Source organism: uncultured Intestinibacter sp., assembly GCF_902468165.1.
GTDB lineage: Bacteria > Bacillota > Clostridia > Peptostreptococcales > Peptostreptococcaceae > Intestinibacter.
Window position 1 is genome coordinate 1 of record NZ_CABQXJ010000057.1, and the last position, 19,622, is coordinate 19,622.

Sequence of the window (19,622 nt, forward strand, 5' to 3'; positions counted from 1 at the left end):
CTCTAAAAGACAAGATAAGCGCATTAAACGAAGCCGAGCGAAAAGGAATCAAAAAGGGTAGACAAGAAGGTATTAAAGAAGGGCTGCAAAAAGGAATTCAAGAAGGGCTGCAAAAGGGAATTCAGGAAGGCGAAAAAAGTAAAGCAATAGAAATCGCAAAATCCCTAATAAACATAGGATTAGACAAAGAAACAATATCAAAATCGACAGGACTAGATTTAAACGAAATAGAAAAGTTGATGTCAAAATAAACAAACAAAAAAGTAGGGTAAGACCCTACTTTTTTACTCCAAATCTATTTATTTTCCTTATTAAACCATTCAAGCATTGATGTTTCGTATTCTTTTGGAAGCATATCGTGATACATTTGATCATATAACCATGCCAATGTCTTCGTGCTTAAATATTTTTTCATTTGATTTTCCGCCTCAAACATCACAGCTTTAATCACACAAGGACATTTTGTAGGATTCCTTGGTGGAAGGTCCTGTTTTGCAAGCACGCTATTTTGCATGATATCAGCGCAGTGGAAGAACGGTTCACTCCCTTCAACAGCCTCAACTATATCACAAAACGTAATTTTATCAGCACTACGGGCTAATGTATATCCACCTTTTACACCGGGGACAGATTTCACAATTCCTGATTTGCTCAATTTTGCGTATATTTTTGACAGATACGTTTCCGAAATTCCTTGAAACGTTGATAAATCCCTTATCCCTATTGATTTACCATCTTCCATATTTACCATATACAATAAACAATGTATTGCATATTCAACTCCAACTGAAAATTTCATTTATCATGCTCCTTTAAAGATAATATAATAATCATACATTATTATGAAGTTTGATTCAAGGTAGATATATCCACATAAAGTACGAAAAAAGATTTATATTATGAAAATAAGTAAAAAAACAATAAATATATTGAATATAAGTAATCTAAAATAATTTTCATCAGAATTTTTAACACAGCACAAAATTAAAGTTTAAAAATAAAAAGAGTGGGTATTATTATACTATTTAGATAAAATAAATAGATAAGATTAACTAAATAAAAACAATCTAGATAATAATAAAAACTAGATATAAACCAAACATAAACAATAAATCCAAAATACCTACAATATATAAAAATTATGATTGACATATCAGCAATATTATTATAATATAATTAAAGATAAAACTTATCGACGATTAATTTTATCTACAATAAAAACGCAAAATACGATATTTGCAAAAGGACTCCCTTTTCAGCTATAAAATAGCTACCTTTTGTAAATAAACTTTATAAATAGAATTTTGATATAAAAAGATTGCTAAACCTAAATGTGTCACTTGCCAAAGACCTAAAAAATAATATATCAAAAATAGCTTAGATAAAGTAAAATAGTTGGATATTATATATAAAAATACTCCCTTGATACGTCAAAGGGAGTATTTTTTATTATGGACGCAGATTCCATTGGTTTTATTGGCGATTGGACTTTCTATTTTAGCTATAGATAACATATTTTTTAATAGAATATTTCCTATATTATTAGTAATAATCTTTATATGTCAATTAATTTATAATTATATAAAATGGAAATCGTATTCATAAAAAGAACAAATGACCAGAATTACCATAAAATACCTGGCAAATGTCGAAAAAAACTTGGATTTTATTGCAAGAATCGACAAAAAACGCTATAGCATATGTAGTATTATATTATCAAAGGCAAGGGAATACGATTTTTAGGGGATTGTATGAAACTATTTTCATAATTATAACGCTATTGGGAGTGGGGTTATAATTTTTCGGGGAATATAAAATCGGAATTATAAAAATCATAAAATCAAAACAATTATTAAAAATAATTACTAAAACATGTATTTTAAAACTGTCATCGGGGACAAAATAAATACAAAACGCAATCATAAACTTAAAAGGAAATTAAGTCAAAGCTAGACTTACTAGCTAAATTTAACAAGTTATTGTAAAAAGAGGCTAATCGCAAAATTAAAACGCGATTAGCCTCTTTTTGGTATGTAATTTAAATTAAATACCCTGTCATCATAATGATAATAAGTATCCATAGCAATGCACCACCACCAATTATTAATGCGGTGCTTCTACGTTGTTTCTGTATTTAGTCATAACGTCTTTGAATAATTCAGAAACAGAAGGTGGTGTCCAAGTTATAGCATTTGCACCAGCTTCGATAGTTTTTCTTATACTTTCTTCTGTTGGACCACCTGTAGCTATTATCGGAAAATCAGGGTAATCCTTTCTAATTTTTGCTACTATTCTAGGTGTATCAGCAGAAGCAGATACATTAAAGATAGTTGCGCCTGCATCTATTCTTTCTTGTATATTTGTTTGATCGTTTACAATTGTAACGACAACAGGTATATCAAGGCTATCAGATAATGCTTGAACTACGCCGTTTGATGTTGGAGCGTTTACAACAACACCGATTGCGCCCTGTAACTCAGCATTAGTTCCTAATAAAACTGAACGCATCCCTTTTGTAAGACCTCCACCAACTCCAGCAAAGACTGGTATGTCAGAAGCCATAATAATAGATTGTGTTATTATTGGCTGAGGTGTAAATGGGTATACCGCCATAACAGCATCTGCATTTACATTTTTTATGATAGCTAAATCAGTCGAAAACACAAGCGATTTAATTCTTTTGCCAAAGATATTTATCCCGCTACATTCTCTAATGACTTCAGGAACACGTAAAAAAGATTTTCTAAGTGTACCGTCAATTGCTTTTGGTCTTTTTTTCATTGATAAAAGCCTCCTTAAAAATTTGATATTAAAAACTTTTATATCTTTCTATTATAAATTAGAAGTAAGAATTTTTATAGATTTTATTTTTAAAATTATATAATTTATTTATGAATATTATGTTAATCAATGTTAAACGACAATTTTCTACTTTATATTACAAATTTTTTCAAAAAAATTAATCCAGTAATTGACAAAATTATTTCACTATATTATTATTGTAATAATACCTAAAACCAAGTGTATTAAAAAGAGTTATTAGTATTATTTGTTATCTTGATAATAAAAATACAACTGGAAAAATAATGCATCTTTGAAAATTAAATAGGAGGAGAGATATGAACACAAAAAAAATCGCAGCTATCATAACTCTTGTGGCAATGGTCACGAACTTGTCTGCTAGCACAACTAGTGTTTTAGCACATGAATTAACTAACAAAGATGAAGTAACAAACACATCAAGTAAAATTATTCAAACAAGTCAATCAAATGGCACAAATGAAAATGACACTGAAAAAGAGTCAAAACAAAATGTATCGAGAAACGTTACAAATAGCCTAAAAGCAGGAATTAAAAAATTTGCTAAGACTGATGGGAAATTTGAAGAGGCTTATAACAAGGCATTCAAGGTTGATAATTCTGAGATTGCAAGTGTTAGAAGTAATGATGGTTCTTCAACTGAAAATCTTATGAAAGCGTTTGACGACGATACGCAAACATGCTGGTCTTCTAGAAGATTAAACAGCGATACTTTCACAAATGAGATAGTTGTAACATTAAAAGAGTCTATGAAAATAGACACAATGATTTACGGTGGTACACCATATTGGCAAAAAGGATATGCAGAAGAATTTGAAATCTATGCATCAAATACTGATGATGGTGACGACTTTAAATTAATAGCAGTCGGAGAGCAAGCCGCATGCCACGACATAAAAGAGATAACATTTAAACCAACTGAATTAAAAAGATTTAAGTTTGTATACAAAAAAGGTAACTTAAATCAAGCAGCATCATCTGTTTTCTGGTTATACAAACATGATGAATTAAAAAACACTGTAGATAATCTTTTTACAGATGGTACAATGGTAAAACTAAAAGATGAATATAACAGCGAAGAGGCGATAAATGCTTTAGAAGAAAAAGTAAACAAACATCCTTTAAAACATCAATTAGTTAGCAATATTGAAATAGCAAAAGAGCTTTTAAAGGAAGAAAAGGATTTTTCTGATAGAACATTCACGCTTACACAGTATGGGAATACTCATGAAAAAGCAAGAAACCAATTAGGTATGTCTAGATATGGGACAGACTTACAATCTACAGGTATAGTAGGAAGACCAGGACAAGTATTTAAAGTATTTGTAGAGGCAGAAGACGGTGCACCACTTCCACAAATCGTATTTTCTCAACAAGAAGGTCGTTTTGGACATTGGAAACAAGAGTACCAATTAAAGAAAGGTCTTAACGTTATAACAGTACCTGAGATTTATAACGATTCATGGAGTCAAAAACCTATAAAAGGTGGACCTGTTTATTTAATGAATAGATATACACCACAGCAACAAGGGAAAGCTCCAGTAGTTCGTATAGAAGGTGGAGAAGAATTCCCATTATATAACTCTGGTGATGACAAAGCTGAGTTCTTAGAAAAATTAAAAGCATACAAAGCTAAATTAGACAAAGACCCAGCAAATACAGTAGACGTATATGAATTTAATACAACAAGATTTATGTATACAGGTACTGCAAAAGCAGCATACCAAGTATATGTAAATGAAGGTGTTGATGTTGAGGAAAGTGTTCAAGTATGGAACACAAGAATCCAAGATGCGTTTGAGCTTTCTGGATTAAAAGATGATCCATCTGACCCAACTAACGACTCAACAAACGTAAGAACATCAATAAGACTTATGCAACCTTATGGGGCAGCATATGCAGCATCAGACCATATAGGTGTGCAAAGACACATACAAGAAATAATATTAAGAACTGACCAAGACAGCATAAACAGCATACTTTGGGGTATGATGCATGAAGTTGGGCACCAATTAGACATAGCGACTAGAGAATGGGGCGAAATCACAAACAACATGTACTCAAACAACGCTTATGTTAACGATGGTGCAGGCGATAGAGCAGCATACAGCAAAATACACAATTTATTAGCTCCAGACGATTCATCAGTAAACTTTAACAATCTTGATGGAACTATACAATTAGGGATGTTCTGGCAATTACAACTTAAAAAAGATACATATTGGGCAGAGTTAGACTCACTTTATAGAAAAAATAAACCAAACGTTAATGGTGAACAACAAAAAAGAGACACATTAGCACTTTATTCTTCAGAAGTCCTAAATATGAATTTGACAAACTATTTTGAAAAATATGGATTTACATTATCAGATAGTTGTAAAAAACAATTAAAAGAGAAATTCCCAAATGATTGTGAAAAAATCTGGTACTTAAATGGAAACGCATTAAGCTACGACGGAGAAGGTTTCAAAGGTAAAGATACAGGATTAGAAGTATCTGTGTCTAAATCTTCAAAAGGCGTAAAATTAACTATGAACATAGACAAAGATGTTAAAAATGACTTACTTGGATATGAAATAATCAAAGATGGAAAAGTAATCGCATTTACAACATCAAACAGTTACACAGACTCTACTGAAACAAACACAGACTCAGATGTAAGTTATGAAGTTGTTCCTTATGCTTTAGACTTAACAACAGGAGATAACGTTGGAGTAAGTACATTAAGTCCAAGCATAAGTGTACAACAAAGTTCATTAGTATTAAAATTAAATGATAAATTTAATCCAATGGACTATGTTAAAGGTTATACCCATTTAGGAGAAGAAATAACATCAAATATAAAAGTTAAAAGTGATGTAGATACTAAAACTCATGGTAACTACACAGTTACATACACATTAAACGACAACGGACAAACTACAACAAGAGTAGTTAAAGTAGAAGTTGTAAGTGATTATGACTATTTATCAGACTTTAACTGGAAATCTACTTCAACAGCTTGGGGAAGTCCAAGAAGAAACTCTAACATATCTGGTAGAATAAACGGAGATATCAAAAAATTTGAAAAAGGTTTTGGTATACATGCAAATGGTAAAATAGTTTACGATTTATCAGACAAAAACTACGACAGATTTGAGGCTTTAATTGGTATTGATACTTCAATCCAAGAAAACGACAAATCAAGTGTAACATTTAAAATAGTTGCAGACGGTAAAACTGTAGCGACTACAAGTGTTATGGGCTATTATGACAACATGATAGATGTAAATATACCTATAAGCGGAGTTAAAAAATTAGAAATACAAGTTTATGACGGTGGAAACGGAAATACATGCGACCACTGCATAATAGTTAATCCAAAATTAACAACAAACAACGGAAAACCGAGAATAACTGCACAAGAGAAATTCTTAAAACTTGGCGACACATTAGACCCAAGAAAAGACGTTAAAGCTCACGACCAAGAAGACGGAGATTTAACATCACAAATACAAATAATCTCAAACAACTTTGTAGAAAACAAAGTAGGTAGATATGAAGTTGTATATGAAGTAACAGATTCAAACAACAATGTTACAAGAACAACAGGATACGTAACAGTATCAGAAGATTATAAAACAAAGAGATCTAGATATGGTAAATTCAGCAATTTACAAGCATATAACGACGCATTTAAATTACCTGTAGTATCTATAAAAAATAATGCAGGACACTACGGAAGCAGTAAAATACAAAATGCACTAGATGGCAACATAAACACTCACTGGGAGACAAATACACCAAACAGTTCTACATTTAAAAACGAAGTAATATTCGACTTAGGTGAAGTACAAGAAATAAGCAGAATGGCTTATGGTGCAAGACGTGATGCATACAACAAAGGTTTCGCATCAAAATTTGAAATATATGTATCTACAAGTGAGTCAGGAGATGACTTCTACTTAGCAGGAAGTGGTTCATACACAACAGGTTCTACTAACGACTTTGTAGAATTTAAAATGAGCAACGTAAGTGCAAGAAGAGTAAAATTCAAATTTGTTGAAGCTCGCGAAGGATGGGCAAGTTTATGTGAAGTAGCATTCTACAAAGAAGATAAATTATCTGACAAAATAGAAAGCTTATTTACAGACGAAACAAAAACAGACGTAGCAGAAAGTTACAACACATTAGAAAAACTAGATGCTTTAAGAAAAGAAGTAAAAGACCACCCAGCATACGACATATTCAAAGTTGAATTAGACAATGCTGAAAAAATAATAAAAGCTAAATATCCAACTATAAACGTTGAGAAATTAACAGCAGTAGACAAAGACGCTGAGTTTGACTTAATGGCAGATGTTGAGGCGACTGACCAAAAAGACGGAAAAATAACTTCAAGCGTAGTAGTAGAAGATGGAGGATTCTCATCATCTAAAATAGGAGAATACACAGTAAAATATTCAGTAACAAATACATTAGGATTAACTACTGAAGTAGAAAGAAAAATAATAATAACAACAAATGAAGATACTTATATATCTGATTTAGATTGGAAATCTGCAACAATAGGTTGGGGAACTATAAGAAAAGATAGATCACTAAACGGAGACGCTATAAAACTTTTAAACAAAAATGGCGAAGTAGAAACATTTGAAAAAGGTATAGGAACTCATGCTCACTCAGAAATAGTTTATGATTCAACAGAATACGACATATTCGACACATGGGTTGGAATGGACCAATACGTAGCAGGAAGACCTGCACCACGCGTTAAATTCAAAGTATACGTAGATGGAAAATTAAAAGCTGAAACAGATTTAATGAAAACTGATTCACCAAAACAACACATAGTAGTAGATGTTAGAAATTCTAAAGAAGTTAAATTAGTAGTAGAAAATGGGCCAAACGGAATGAATGCAGACCATGCTGACTGGGCTGATGCTAAATTCAAAAAGATACCTAAATTTGATACAACAGAACTAGAAAAAATTCTAGAACAAGCTAAAGAATTAGACTTAAACAACTACACACAAGAATCTATGGAAAGATTAGAACAAGCTATAGAAGCTGGTGAAGAAGCTATGACTTCTAAAGACCAAGAAATAATCGAAGCAGCTATAGAAAACCTAACAAGCACAATAGATTCATTAGTAAGAGTAAACTTAAACGAAGTAGTACAAATAAGAGATGAATATCTTAAAAAAGCAATCCAAAAAACACTTAACATTTCAGGCAATGTAACAATAGGTGATATGAGAAAACTTACATCACTTAAATTGTCAGAAGTAACAAGTTTAGAAGGATTACAACACGCGATAAACTTAGAATCATTAAACATAGAATACAATGAAATAAGAGACTTATCGCCACTAAAAAATCTTAAAAAATTAACAAACTTACAAGCAAGCCCTCTAGGTGGCTTAGTGTCAGGACGTATCTATCCAGTAGATAACAAAGCGACAATAAACCTAGACGTTATAAATAGACAAGGAGTAAAACTATCTCCAAAATCTATAATAGTAAAACACAACAAAACACATGAAATAGTAACATTAGACGCAGCACAATACACAAAAAATGGCGTAGTTACACTAGATACAACAACTTTCGATAAATATCTTTATACAATAACACTAGTATACGAAGATACTTACGATAACTACGTATCACAATTTATGTTTATGCTTGACAATAGATAAACTAATTGATTAATTAATGTTTATCCTAAATAATAGAGAAGTCTAATATTATAAAAATGATATCTAAACGTGAATAAAGATATCAAACTTAAGTAAATAAAAGTCATCAACAATAAAGATTAGAATTTAAAAACTAAAATTTAAAAACTAAAAACTAAAGGAGACTATCACAAAATATTTTGGAGATAGTCCCTCTTTATTCAAAAAAATAAACTAGGAGTAGGGTATGTTTAAGAAAAAAGTAGCAATACTAACTTTAGTATCAGTTATTTCAAGCTTTTCAGCTAATACAACAGCAGTCTTAGCACATGAATTAACAAAAAACGAGGAAAAAATATCAACACAAGAAAATTCAGCAGATAATAACGAAGAATCTAAAACAGCACAAAACTTAGAAACTTCACAAGAGGAAGAAAAGTCTCAAGAACAAGAGAAATCTCAGACAGAAGAGTCTAAAGAAACATCACAAGATTCTCAAGAAGAATCTACTGAATCAACTGAATCAACAATAACTAAAAAAACTATAACTTTAACTCAAAACGGCGACACAAAGGCGAGAGCCAGAGAGAACTTACGCATGGTTTCTTTCGGTACAGATTTACAATCAACAGGTATAGTGGCGAAGCCAGGAGAAAAAATAACAATTTATGTTGAAGCGGATGACAATGCACCACTTCCAAGAGTGGCATTCACTCAACACGAGGCACATTATGCAAACTGGATAAGAGAATATCAACTACAAAAAGGGAAAAACGTGCTTACTGTTCCTGAGATATACAGCACTTCTTGGGAAAATAAAACCGTAAAAGGCGGAGCCTTATATTTAATAAATAGATATACAAAAGAGCAACAGGGCGCAGCCCCAGTCGTTACAATAGAAGGAGGCGAAGCCTTCCCAACATACAAAGAAGGTGACGACAAAGCACAATTTATAAAAGAATTAAAGGCATACAACCAAAAACTAAAAGAAGAACCAGACAACACAGTAGATATCTTTGAATTTACAAGCAACAGAATACTTTACACAGGAACAACATCAGCAGCATATCAAGTATATGTAAAAGAAGGCGTAGACATCCTAGAAAGTGTAAACAATCTAAACGGACAAATTCAAGATGCGTTCGATTTCTCAGGACTAAAAGACGATCCATCAGATATAACTAACGACTCAACAAACGTAAGAACACCAATAAGACTTATGCAACCTTATGGATTAGCATATGCATACGGAGACCACGTCGGAATCCAAAGAGACTACGAACAATCAATGCTTAGAACAGACTTATCAAGTCTAGGCTCTGTAATATGGACAACAGTCCACGAAGCAGGACACCAAATGGACATAAGCGCGAGAGAATGGCCAGAAGTAACAAACAACATGTGGGCAAACAACGCACACATAAAAAATGGCTTCCAAGACAGAGTCAACTACACATATTTATACAAATACTTAGCACCAGAAAAATCACTAAGAGGATTTGACACATTTGACTATTTCCAACAACTAGGGATGTTCTGGCAGCTACAACTTAAAAAAGATACATACTGGGCAGAACTAGAAACACTATACAGAGAGAGAAAACCAAGCCCAAGAGATTATCAACACAAAAAAGATATCCTAGCTACATATTCTTCAGAAGTATTAGGCATAAACTTAACTTACTACTTCGAAAAATACGGATTTACACTATCAGACGAGTGCAAACAAAACCTTAAAAAATACCCAGACTCAAACGAAAAACTATGGTATTTAAATAGCACAGTTATAGGATACACTGGATCTGGCTACACTAACACAGACACAGGATTACAACTTTCAATCTCAAAAGTAAAATCAGGTGTAAAACTAAGTATGGCAATAAACAATAGCAAAAAAGACGATCTACTTGGTTACGAAATACTAAAAGACGGAAAAGTAATTGGATTTACATCATCAAATACATACATAGACGAAAATGCAACAGACGACAACGCACAATACGCAGTAATTCCTTATGCAAAAGACTTAACTTCAGCAAACAAAGTTGAAATTAACTCAAAAATGCCGAGCATAAGCATCCAACAAGAGAAAATAACTCTAAAAGTAGGAGAAAAATTTGATGCAAAAGCCTATGTAAAAGGTCTTACTTACACAGGAGAAGACATAACATCAAACATAAAAATAGAAAATAACGTAAACCCTAACAAAAAAGGAAACTACACAGTAAACTACGAGTTAACTAACGAAGGTCAAACTACAATAAGAAATATTGAAGTCGAAGTAGTAAGCGACTACGACTACTTATCAGACCTTTCATGGGAAACAATAAAAACAGCTTGGGGAATACCAAGAACAAACACAAACATCCAAGGTATGGTTCACGAACAAGTAACTAAATTCAAAAAAGGTATCGGAATCCATGCAAACGGAAAAATAACATACGATTTAAGCGACAAAGACTACCAAAACTTTGAAGCATTAATAGGTATAGACACAGCAGTAGGTCAAAACGACTACTCAAGCGTAACTTTCAAAATATCAGCTGACGGCAAAACTCTAGCAACAACAAACGTAATGCACTACGGAGACAACCTAGCGTACATCAACGTTCCAGTAGCAGGAGTAAAAGAATTAGTAATCGAAGTTTACGACGGTGGAAACGGAAACACATGCGACCACTGCATAATAGTTAATCCAAAATTAACAAAAAACAACGGAACACCAAAATTCACAGGAGAAGATAAAATCGCATTTAACATAAACGAAGATATCGACATCCTAAAAGGAATAAAAGCAACAGATGCCGAAGACGGTGACCTAACAGAAAACATACAAGTAGAAACAGACTACATAGAAGGAAATACAGGAATATTTAACGTAAACTGCTTCGTAACTGACAACGATGGCAACAAAACAACATTCAAAAGAACAGTAGTAGTATCAGAAAAAGAAACATACTTATCTGACTTAAACTATGAATACGGAACAATAGGCTCAGGCTACATAGGAAAAGATAAATCAGTAAGAGAAGAAACAATCCAACTTCTAAACGAAGACGGAACATACCAAGAATTCAAAAAAGGTATAGGAACACACTCTTACTCAGAAATAGTTTACGACTCAACAGGTTACGACATATTTGACACTTGGGTAGGCCTTGACAAATTCGTCTCAAACCAAGAAGCATCAAGTGTAATCTTCAAAGTATACGTAGACAACGAGCTAAAAGCACAAACAGGCTTAATGAAATCAGATTCGCCAAAACAACGTTTAATAGTAGACATAAGAAACTCTAAAAAAATAAAACTAGTAGTAGAAGAAGCAGACAACGGCGACACTTGGGACCACGCTGACTGGGCAGATGCCAAATTTAGAAATCTTTCAGAATTTGACTTAACAGAATTAGAAAAAATATTAGAAGAAGCAAACTCACTAGATCTAAACAATTACAGTGACGAATCAGCAGAAACTATAAAAAACGCAATACAACTTGCACAAAACACACTAAATTCTAACAACCAAACAAAAATAAATAAAGCAGTAGAAACACTAAGAAACGCAATCGACACTGCAGTAGAAATAGACCTAAGTCAAATAATACAAATAAAAGATAAAACACTAAAACTAAGCATCCAACAAGAACTTGGACTACCAGGCGAAATCAGACTAGGCGACATAAGAGAACTTACATCACTAAACGTTCAAAACAAAAACATAAAAACACTAGAAGGACTACAATACGCAGTAAATCTAGAAACACTAAACATAAAAAACAACGAAATAAAAGATTTATCGCCACTAAAAAATCTTAAAAAACTAAATAATTTACAAGCAGACCCACAAACAATAAACGAAGACTGGTTTTGGGCAAAAGGCCAAGGCGTAGAAGTAGACTTCAACATAACAAACAGAAAAGGCCAAAAACTAAACCCAACATCTATAGTTATAAAAGACAATAGAACATGGAAAACAACAACACTAAACATAGAAGAATGTACAAACAACAACGGAAAAATATCATTCAGTACACAAAACTTCTACAAAGGAATACACACACTTTATCTAACATACCAAGATAAAGACGACAACTACAAAACAGAAATAACATTCTTAATAGACAACAGAGAAAAATAAAACACAAATAGCTAACTAATTAAATTAAAATAAAATAGTTAACTAAAAAATAACACAAAATTATACTTCTTAAATATTAACAAATAAAAAAAGACGTGAAGAAAAATGCACCCGACAGCTGCACAAACTTCACGTCTTTTATTGTATTATTTTTATATTATTTAATAATGATTAATTGATTAATTACGTGATTAGTTGCTTAGTATTACTTTATTATTGTAACTATCGTATTATTTTACTATTTTTATATATATGACTCTATTTAATAACTTTGTGATAAATGTGATAAATTTTCTCAATTTATAAGGGATTATAAGGGAATATTTATTACTAGATGAATAATTATTATTTGTATTTAATATTTAATATTTACTGTTTACTATTTGTATATATTTATATAGAACGATAAAATTTAGAGCTAAAAAATTTAAATCTGAACATTACATTTTACATCATATAAAAATATAAAAATATATTAATATATTATGAAAAACATATAAATTACAGCATATTATATAAATAGCATATTATACTATATAAACTCAACTTTTCTATTTTGAATTTGTTTTTGAGTTACGGACAGGTTTATTGTCGTAATTTCTGTAAATAAACGACTAATTCGACTTATTTCGTTAACTTCTTGCAATATAAATAAAAAAGCATGCCATGATAAATAATTATTTAAATACTTAGTTGCTACTCCATGAAAATTCGACAACCAACGAGATAATTTATGGTTATACATATGAACATGATGTACAGAATAAATTAAATCTTTCATTCTACTTTTGGCTTTTTTGAACTTAACATTAAGTTTAAACGCAGCTTCTCTATATAAACCACTACTAAAAGCACATATAGTTGAATTTTTATCTAATTTACCTTCAAAGAACGACACAATATCTTGATATTTTCTATTAATATTTGACACTAAAGGAGGATTTTCTACTATTCTTGTAAGAACATGGCCATTTCTATCCATAGCGGTACTAATTTTTACTTGAACTGGTTTTAAATATTTTTGTGGATTTTTTAATAAATAATCACAGTTTCTAAAAGTCCAACCGACACAACGTGACAAATCTTCATATTCAAAATTATAAAAATAACGATCTTCTTCAATAGTTTTTTTAGGACTTTTACCTTTAAATGATTCATTTAGATTATATTCATCTGCAGAAATAATTCCTTGAAATGATTGATTTCTCAAGGATAAATTTAATACATCTAAAATCCTATGGCGCATAAAAAATGATGTTGGTATGCTTACACCTACTTTTTGAGCACAATGTTTTATTGTTCCACCTTCTATCATAAAACGACAATATTTTATCCATGTATCGAGACTTAATTTAGTATTAGAAAGAGGTGAAAAACTTCTTTCATCAAATGTAGTTCTACAATTTTTGCAAATATATCGTTGACGATTATTTGTTTTCCCATTTTTATTTAACTTAGAATGTCCACATTTTGGACATTTTAATCCATTTTTAAACCTTCCTCGAAGTATTTCGATATTTTTTTCTGAATCATTAGGGAAATTTCTCAAAAATTCGTCATCAGAACCCAATACGATTCCATAATAGTAGGCCATTTTTATTTTATTTTGAATTATATTAATTAAAGATTGCAACTCTTTTTTAGTCAAGTTATTAGTTAAAGATTCTAGGTTTTTAGATGCAAAAACACCATGTTCTTTTGGGACAGACATAAATTCACCACCTTATACGATAAATAAAATACAAATAAATAAGATCTTAAAAGTATATTCTCTACAAATATGAAGATAAAAAATCAAGATAAATAATAAAATGAAATCACTTGATTGTAATTAAAGAATTTAACTATAGTAAATTATATTTAAGTAATTTCAAACAAATGTATTGTATTGATTTTAATATTATATAATTTGAATTAAAAATATTATAGATAATTTCATTATGTCCATATCAGGGAATAATATACATTTTTCACAAAGTTATTTAATAGAGTTATAATGTGGTGAATAAGTATAAAATATGGTGAGGGAGTATCTAGATAAGAGTAAATGTAGGGGAAGAAGTGATAATTAGTGTAAGGAAATAATACAATAATTTAAATATAATATAGGATAGATAAATCAGATATAGATAAAATGAATAAATAGAACATAAATAGATTAATAAATTAAATATAAATAGAATTTATAAATTAAATATATATATCATTTATAAATTAGATATTAACATAAAATTAGATATTAATTAGACAGGAAATAGAGTCGAAGATTGTAAAATTATAATTAATTTGGTAAAAATATAATTAAACGTGGAACACATTTTTTGAAAATCCATATATATTAAGTAAGACCAAAACCAATTACAATATATAAAACTCATTCCGAATTACTCCAAAGGGGAAATCCCTGTAGAGAATTATAAATTTATTTTATGTACAATCATTTTATATTCAATAATTCATTTTATACTATTTCCTGCATTGGGGTTATATGCAGGAAATTTTTTTTGATATGAAGCTAGGCTTTTTGTGCCTCGGCTATTTTTTTTGTATTTCTATTGTCTAGTTCTTGCTTTAATTCTTTTAAATATGGAGAGAATTGAACTTTGTCTGCACCATAAGTAAATTGTAAGTCGTATTCTAGAGGAATCCAAGTGCTTATGTCGGCTTCGTTGTGTTGGATTACGGCTTCTATATTATCAAGGGCTTTGTAAAGTTTTGCTTCTCCAGTTTTTAATTCTATCATTTCTGTTAAAAGATCTGAGAATTCTTCGCGATATGGTTCTGGAAATGTTGAAACCCAGTTGAAGAATACTTCATCTTCTTTTTGGCTGTCTTCTTCTTTTTTATCAAATGCAGGTATATCACCTGTGAATGCTTCTCCTAAGTCGTGGATTAAGCACATGCGAATTACTTTGTCCATGTCTAGTTCAGGAAATTCATCACGCATTAATAAGGCCATTAATGCAACACGCCAGCTGTGTTCTGCAACGCTTTCGTGGCGGCCTGAAGATGTCCATGAATGTCTTGTGTTACATTTTAGTTTTTCGGCTACTTTTAAAATTTCTAAAAATGTTGATGTATTCATATGAATTTCCCCCTGTCATATTTGTTTATAATAGTATAACAAATAAAATTTGATATGACTATGACCATTAACTAGAAGAAGTTATTTATTTTTAAATTTATAAAGGTAAAAATAAATGTGGTTATTGTAACAGAGTTCTACATTATTTATAATAATTTTAGAATTAAATAATAAAGATATCTATTTGATATAAGATATTTATTAAATAAGAAGATAGCTAACATATTGAGTTAATATAGGATATTTATTTAATACAAGATAGCTAATATATTTATTCGATACAAGATACCAAAGATATCGATTTAATAAGAGACAGAATAAAATTTAAAAATGGACAGTATAAAAAGGAGGAAATTATGTCATATATCGAGATAATAGACGAGTATAAGAGGTACCAGGTGGGGGATAGTGTGGTTGCTGCTAACAATGGTGTTAGTTTTTCAATAGAAAAGGGGGAATTTGTTATAATTCTTGGACCGAGTGGAGCAGGAAAGACAACTGTGCTTAATATTCTTGGTGGAATGGACAATTGTGATGAGGGCCAAATTATAATTGATGGCGTTGATATTGCTAAGTTTAATAAAAAACAGCTTACGAATTATAGACGTTATGATGTGGGATTTGTTTTTCAATTTTATAATTTAGTTCAAAATTTGACGGCGAAGGAAAATGTGGAGCTTGCAACTCAGATTTCAAAAGATGCTCTTGATGTTGATGAAACGCTTGAGCTTGTTGGGCTTGGGCACAGAAAAAACAACTTCCCATCACAACTTTCTGGTGGTGAACAGCAGAGGGTTTCGATAGCGAGGGCAATTGCGAAAAATCCAAAGTTACTTTTATGTGATGAGCCGACGGGTGCGCTTGATTATAAAACTGGGAAACAGGTTTTAAAAACGTTACAAGACACGTGTAAAAGAACACAGACAACAGTAATTGTAATAACTCACAATTCGGCTCTTGCTCCAATGGCGGATAGGGTTATCCACATAAGGGATGCGAAGGTTAAGGAAATTAATATAAATGAAAATCCAGTATCAGTTGATGATATAGATTGGTAGGATGTGATATGGCAAAAAATAAGACTTATAATAAATCAATCAAAAGGGAAATTGCATCTTCAAAGGCGAGATTTATCTCAATAATGGCGATAATTTTTTTAGGAGTTGCTTTTTATGCAGGGATTAAATCGAGTGGGCCTGATCTTGAAAAAACAATAAATGATTATTTTAATGAGAGAGGGCTTATGGACAGTAAGGTTGTGTCGAGTCTTGGTCTTGATGAAAATGATTTAAAATTGTTAGAAGATAACGATAAAATAAGCGACTATTATGCTACAAAAAGCGTGGATGTAAATATGACAAACACGAAAAATGTTGTCAAATTTATGGAGTACAAACAAAATTCTACTATGAATAAGTTAGAAGTTGTTGAAGGAAGAATGCCTAAAAATAGTGGTGAAATTGCACTTGATGAGCAGGCATTGAAAGACAACCCTAATTTAAAAATTGGCGATACTTATAAAGTAGAATCGGATGAAGATACGGAAGCATATTTTAAAAAGAAATCTTTTAAAATAGTAGGTTTTGTGCAAAGTCCAATGTATATAGACTACCTTTCGAGGGGGACAACGACTGTCGGAAAGGGAAGTATAGACTATTTCGCGGTGATAAATAGCAAAGACTTAGACCTAGACACATATACAGAAATCTATGTGAGATTTGAAAATACGGCCAAGTTAGGTGCGTATAGTGATGAGTATAAAGAGACAATGGAGAAAAATACAAAATACCTTGAGGATTTATATTCAAAAAGGCAAGTTGAGCGAATTGAAGAAGTGAAAGCTGATGCTAAAAAATCTATGGAAGATGAAATGCAAAAACAGATGGAGCAGATGATGAAATCATCTGGACAAGGAGTTTTAAATCAGCAAAGTGGTGAAGTAGCAAATCAGCCAAATAGCAAGATTATAAATCAGCAAAGTAGTGAAGTTTCAAATCAACAAAATAGTAATGTTAATCAAGATGGTAGTCAGCTTTCAGGAGGAAATTTATCTTATCAAGGGGCAGGAATGGCGACTAATCAGTCGGCGATTATTGATGAGAAGTTAAGTGAGTTGGATAAGGAGCTTGCGGGAAGTAAGTACTATTATTTTGATAGGGAAGACAACTCGGGTTATTCGACTTATAAGGGATCGATTGAGAGTTTGGACAAGATTGCGTCTGTGTTTCCTGTGTTCTTCTTCTTGGTGGCGGCGCTGATTTGTTTGACGACTATGACGAGAATGGTGGAGGAAAATCGTACGGAGATAGGTACGTTGAAGGCACTTGGTTATAGAGATTATGAGATAGCTAAAAAGTTTATCGTGTATGCAACGTCAGCAACCCTGGCGGGAAGTGCGCTTGGAATTGCTGTTGGGTGCGGGATACTTCCGCAGATAATAAGCCAAGCCTACGGCTCTGCGTTTATGTTGCCAAAAGTTAAACTACAGCTATATCCATCATATATAATACAGTCGGTGTTATGCTCGCTAGTTTGTACAGTAGGAGCGTCGATATTTGTATTAAAACAAGAACTTCACGAACAACCATCAGCGTTGATGAGAGTTAAGGCTCCAAAAATAGGGAAAAAAATCTTGCTTGAGAGAATAACTCCAATTTGGAAAAGATTAAACTTCAACCAAAAGGTAACTTGCAGAAATCTTTTTAGATATAAACAAAGAATGTTGATGACGATTATAGGAATAGCTGGGTGTACAGCTATATTAATAGCAGGGTTGGGACTTCAATATTCAAACGACAATGTAAGCGATATACAGTTTGGCAAGATAATAAAATACGATGCACTTGTAGTATTTGGTGAAGATTCGACACAAGAAGACGACAAGGAATACGAAGATAATTTAAAAAACTTGCCTGAATACAAAAGTAGTTTAAATGTATATCAAGACTCAGTTACGTTTAATAAAAAGACAATAAGCAAGCAAACAGCGACTATGTATGTACCAGAAAAACCGAAAGAATTATCTAAGTATATGGGATTATACAACAGGGAGACTGGTGAAAAGTATGAGTTAAGCGACGATGGGGCTATTATAAATGAAAAATTAGCGAAACTTTTAGATGCGAAAGTTGGCGACGAGATAGTTATGAGGGATTCTGAAAATAATCCATATAAAATAAAAGTCGATCATATTACGGAGAATTATTCAGGACACTATGTATATTTATCACCGACATATTACAACAAGGTATTCGGACAAAAAGCGAGCTATAACGCGCAACTTTTAAACTTTAAAGACAATGTAGATGACGAGGATAAAGTAGCCGAAAAAATAATGAACAACAACAAAGTCACAAATGTGACATTAGCATCTAAGATAAGAAGCATGAGTGAATCAGCGGATTTAGGGCTAGTTATGTTAGTTATTATAGGGGCATCGGGAAGTTTAGCATTTGTCGTTTTATACAATCTTATAAATATAAATATATCTGAGCGTATAAGAGAGATTTCGACAATAAAAGTGCTAGGTTTCTACGACAATGAAGTAGACATGTATATATTCAGAGAGAACATAATCCTAACTCTTTTAGGAATTCTTGCAGGCTCTGTATTAGGTAGATTCTTGTATTTATTCCTAGTCAGCACGTCAGAACTCGACAATATGATGCTGATACCAGTAGTTCATATGGTGACTTATGTAATAGCGGGGATCATCACAATGATTTTCGCCGTATGTGTTATGTTTATGATGCATATAAGATTGAAAAACATAAATATGATAGATGCATTAAAATCAGTCGAATAGAAGAGAGCAGAATAAAAGTAAGCAAAAGTAGGTGTATATAAAAATACCCCTACTTTTTTTAATTATAAGGAAATTATATATTATCTGGTTTGTGGATAATGTATAATTTCCAACCTA

The 19,622-nt window shown here is 31.6% G+C and carries 8 protein-coding genes and 1 pseudogene; 5 read left to right on the top strand and 4 right to left on the bottom strand.

All coding sequences use genetic code 11. From position 1 onward, the window contains the following. Positions 1 to 251: pseudogene (locus RDX53_RS10265) on the top strand (hypothetical protein); the annotation flags it as partial. Positions 252 to 295: 44 nt separating this feature from the next. Here RDX53_RS10265 and RDX53_RS10270 read toward each other — a convergent pair. Together RDX53_RS10270 and RDX53_RS10275 are read right to left on the bottom strand one after the other, a co-directional pair. After that, a complete protein-coding gene (locus RDX53_RS10270; RefSeq protein ID WP_195931821.1) occupies positions 296 to 799 on the bottom strand; it encodes an Rrf2 family transcriptional regulator in 504 nt (167 codons plus the stop codon). Between the two features lie 1,304 nt (positions 800 to 2,103). Continuing rightward, positions 2,104 to 2,781, bottom strand: a complete 678-nt coding sequence (locus RDX53_RS10275; RefSeq protein WP_195931820.1) for a hydrolase — start codon at positions 2,779 to 2,781, stop codon at positions 2,104 to 2,106. 338 nt (positions 2,782 to 3,119) lie between these two features. Here RDX53_RS10275 and RDX53_RS10280 point away from each other — a divergent pair, with 338 nt between their 5' ends. Both RDX53_RS10280 and RDX53_RS10285 read left to right on the top strand, forming a co-directional pair. Next, positions 3,120 to 8,501, top strand: a complete 5,382-nt coding sequence (locus tag RDX53_RS10280) for an NPCBM/NEW2 domain-containing protein (RefSeq protein ID WP_307994091.1) — start codon at positions 3,120 to 3,122, stop codon at positions 8,499 to 8,501. Between the two features lie 226 nt (positions 8,502 to 8,727). Then, entirely contained in the window at positions 8,728 to 12,615 is a 3,888-nt protein-coding gene (locus tag RDX53_RS10285) for an NPCBM/NEW2 domain-containing protein (RefSeq protein ID WP_307994092.1), read from the top strand. Between the two features lie 532 nt (positions 12,616 to 13,147). Here RDX53_RS10285 and RDX53_RS10290 read toward each other — a convergent pair. Together RDX53_RS10290 and RDX53_RS10295 are read right to left on the bottom strand one after the other, a co-directional pair. Continuing rightward, positions 13,148 to 14,326, bottom strand: a complete 1,179-nt coding sequence (locus RDX53_RS10290; RefSeq protein ID WP_295761898.1) for an IS1595 family transposase — start codon at positions 14,324 to 14,326, stop codon at positions 13,148 to 13,150. 804 nt (positions 14,327 to 15,130) lie between these two features. After that, complete coding sequence (locus RDX53_RS10295; protein ID WP_295761900.1) at positions 15,131 to 15,700, bottom strand: HD family hydrolase; 570 nt, start codon at positions 15,698 to 15,700, stop codon at positions 15,131 to 15,133. Positions 15,701 to 16,056: 356 nt separating this feature from the next. On the opposite strand from RDX53_RS10295, the gene RDX53_RS10300 reads away from it, so the two are divergent. After that, the gene (locus RDX53_RS10300) at positions 16,057 to 16,758 is read left to right on the top strand and encodes an ABC transporter ATP-binding protein (protein ID WP_195930800.1); all 702 of its coding nucleotides are present in this window, start codon (positions 16,057 to 16,059) and stop codon (positions 16,756 to 16,758) included. An 8-nt stretch (positions 16,759 to 16,766) separates the two neighbouring features. Further along, positions 16,767 to 19,505: an ABC transporter permease gene (locus tag RDX53_RS10305; protein ID WP_295761902.1), complete on the top strand. Its 2,739-nt coding sequence runs from the start codon at positions 16,767 to 16,769 to the stop codon at positions 19,503 to 19,505. The last annotated feature ends 117 nt before the right edge of the window (positions 19,506 to 19,622 follow it).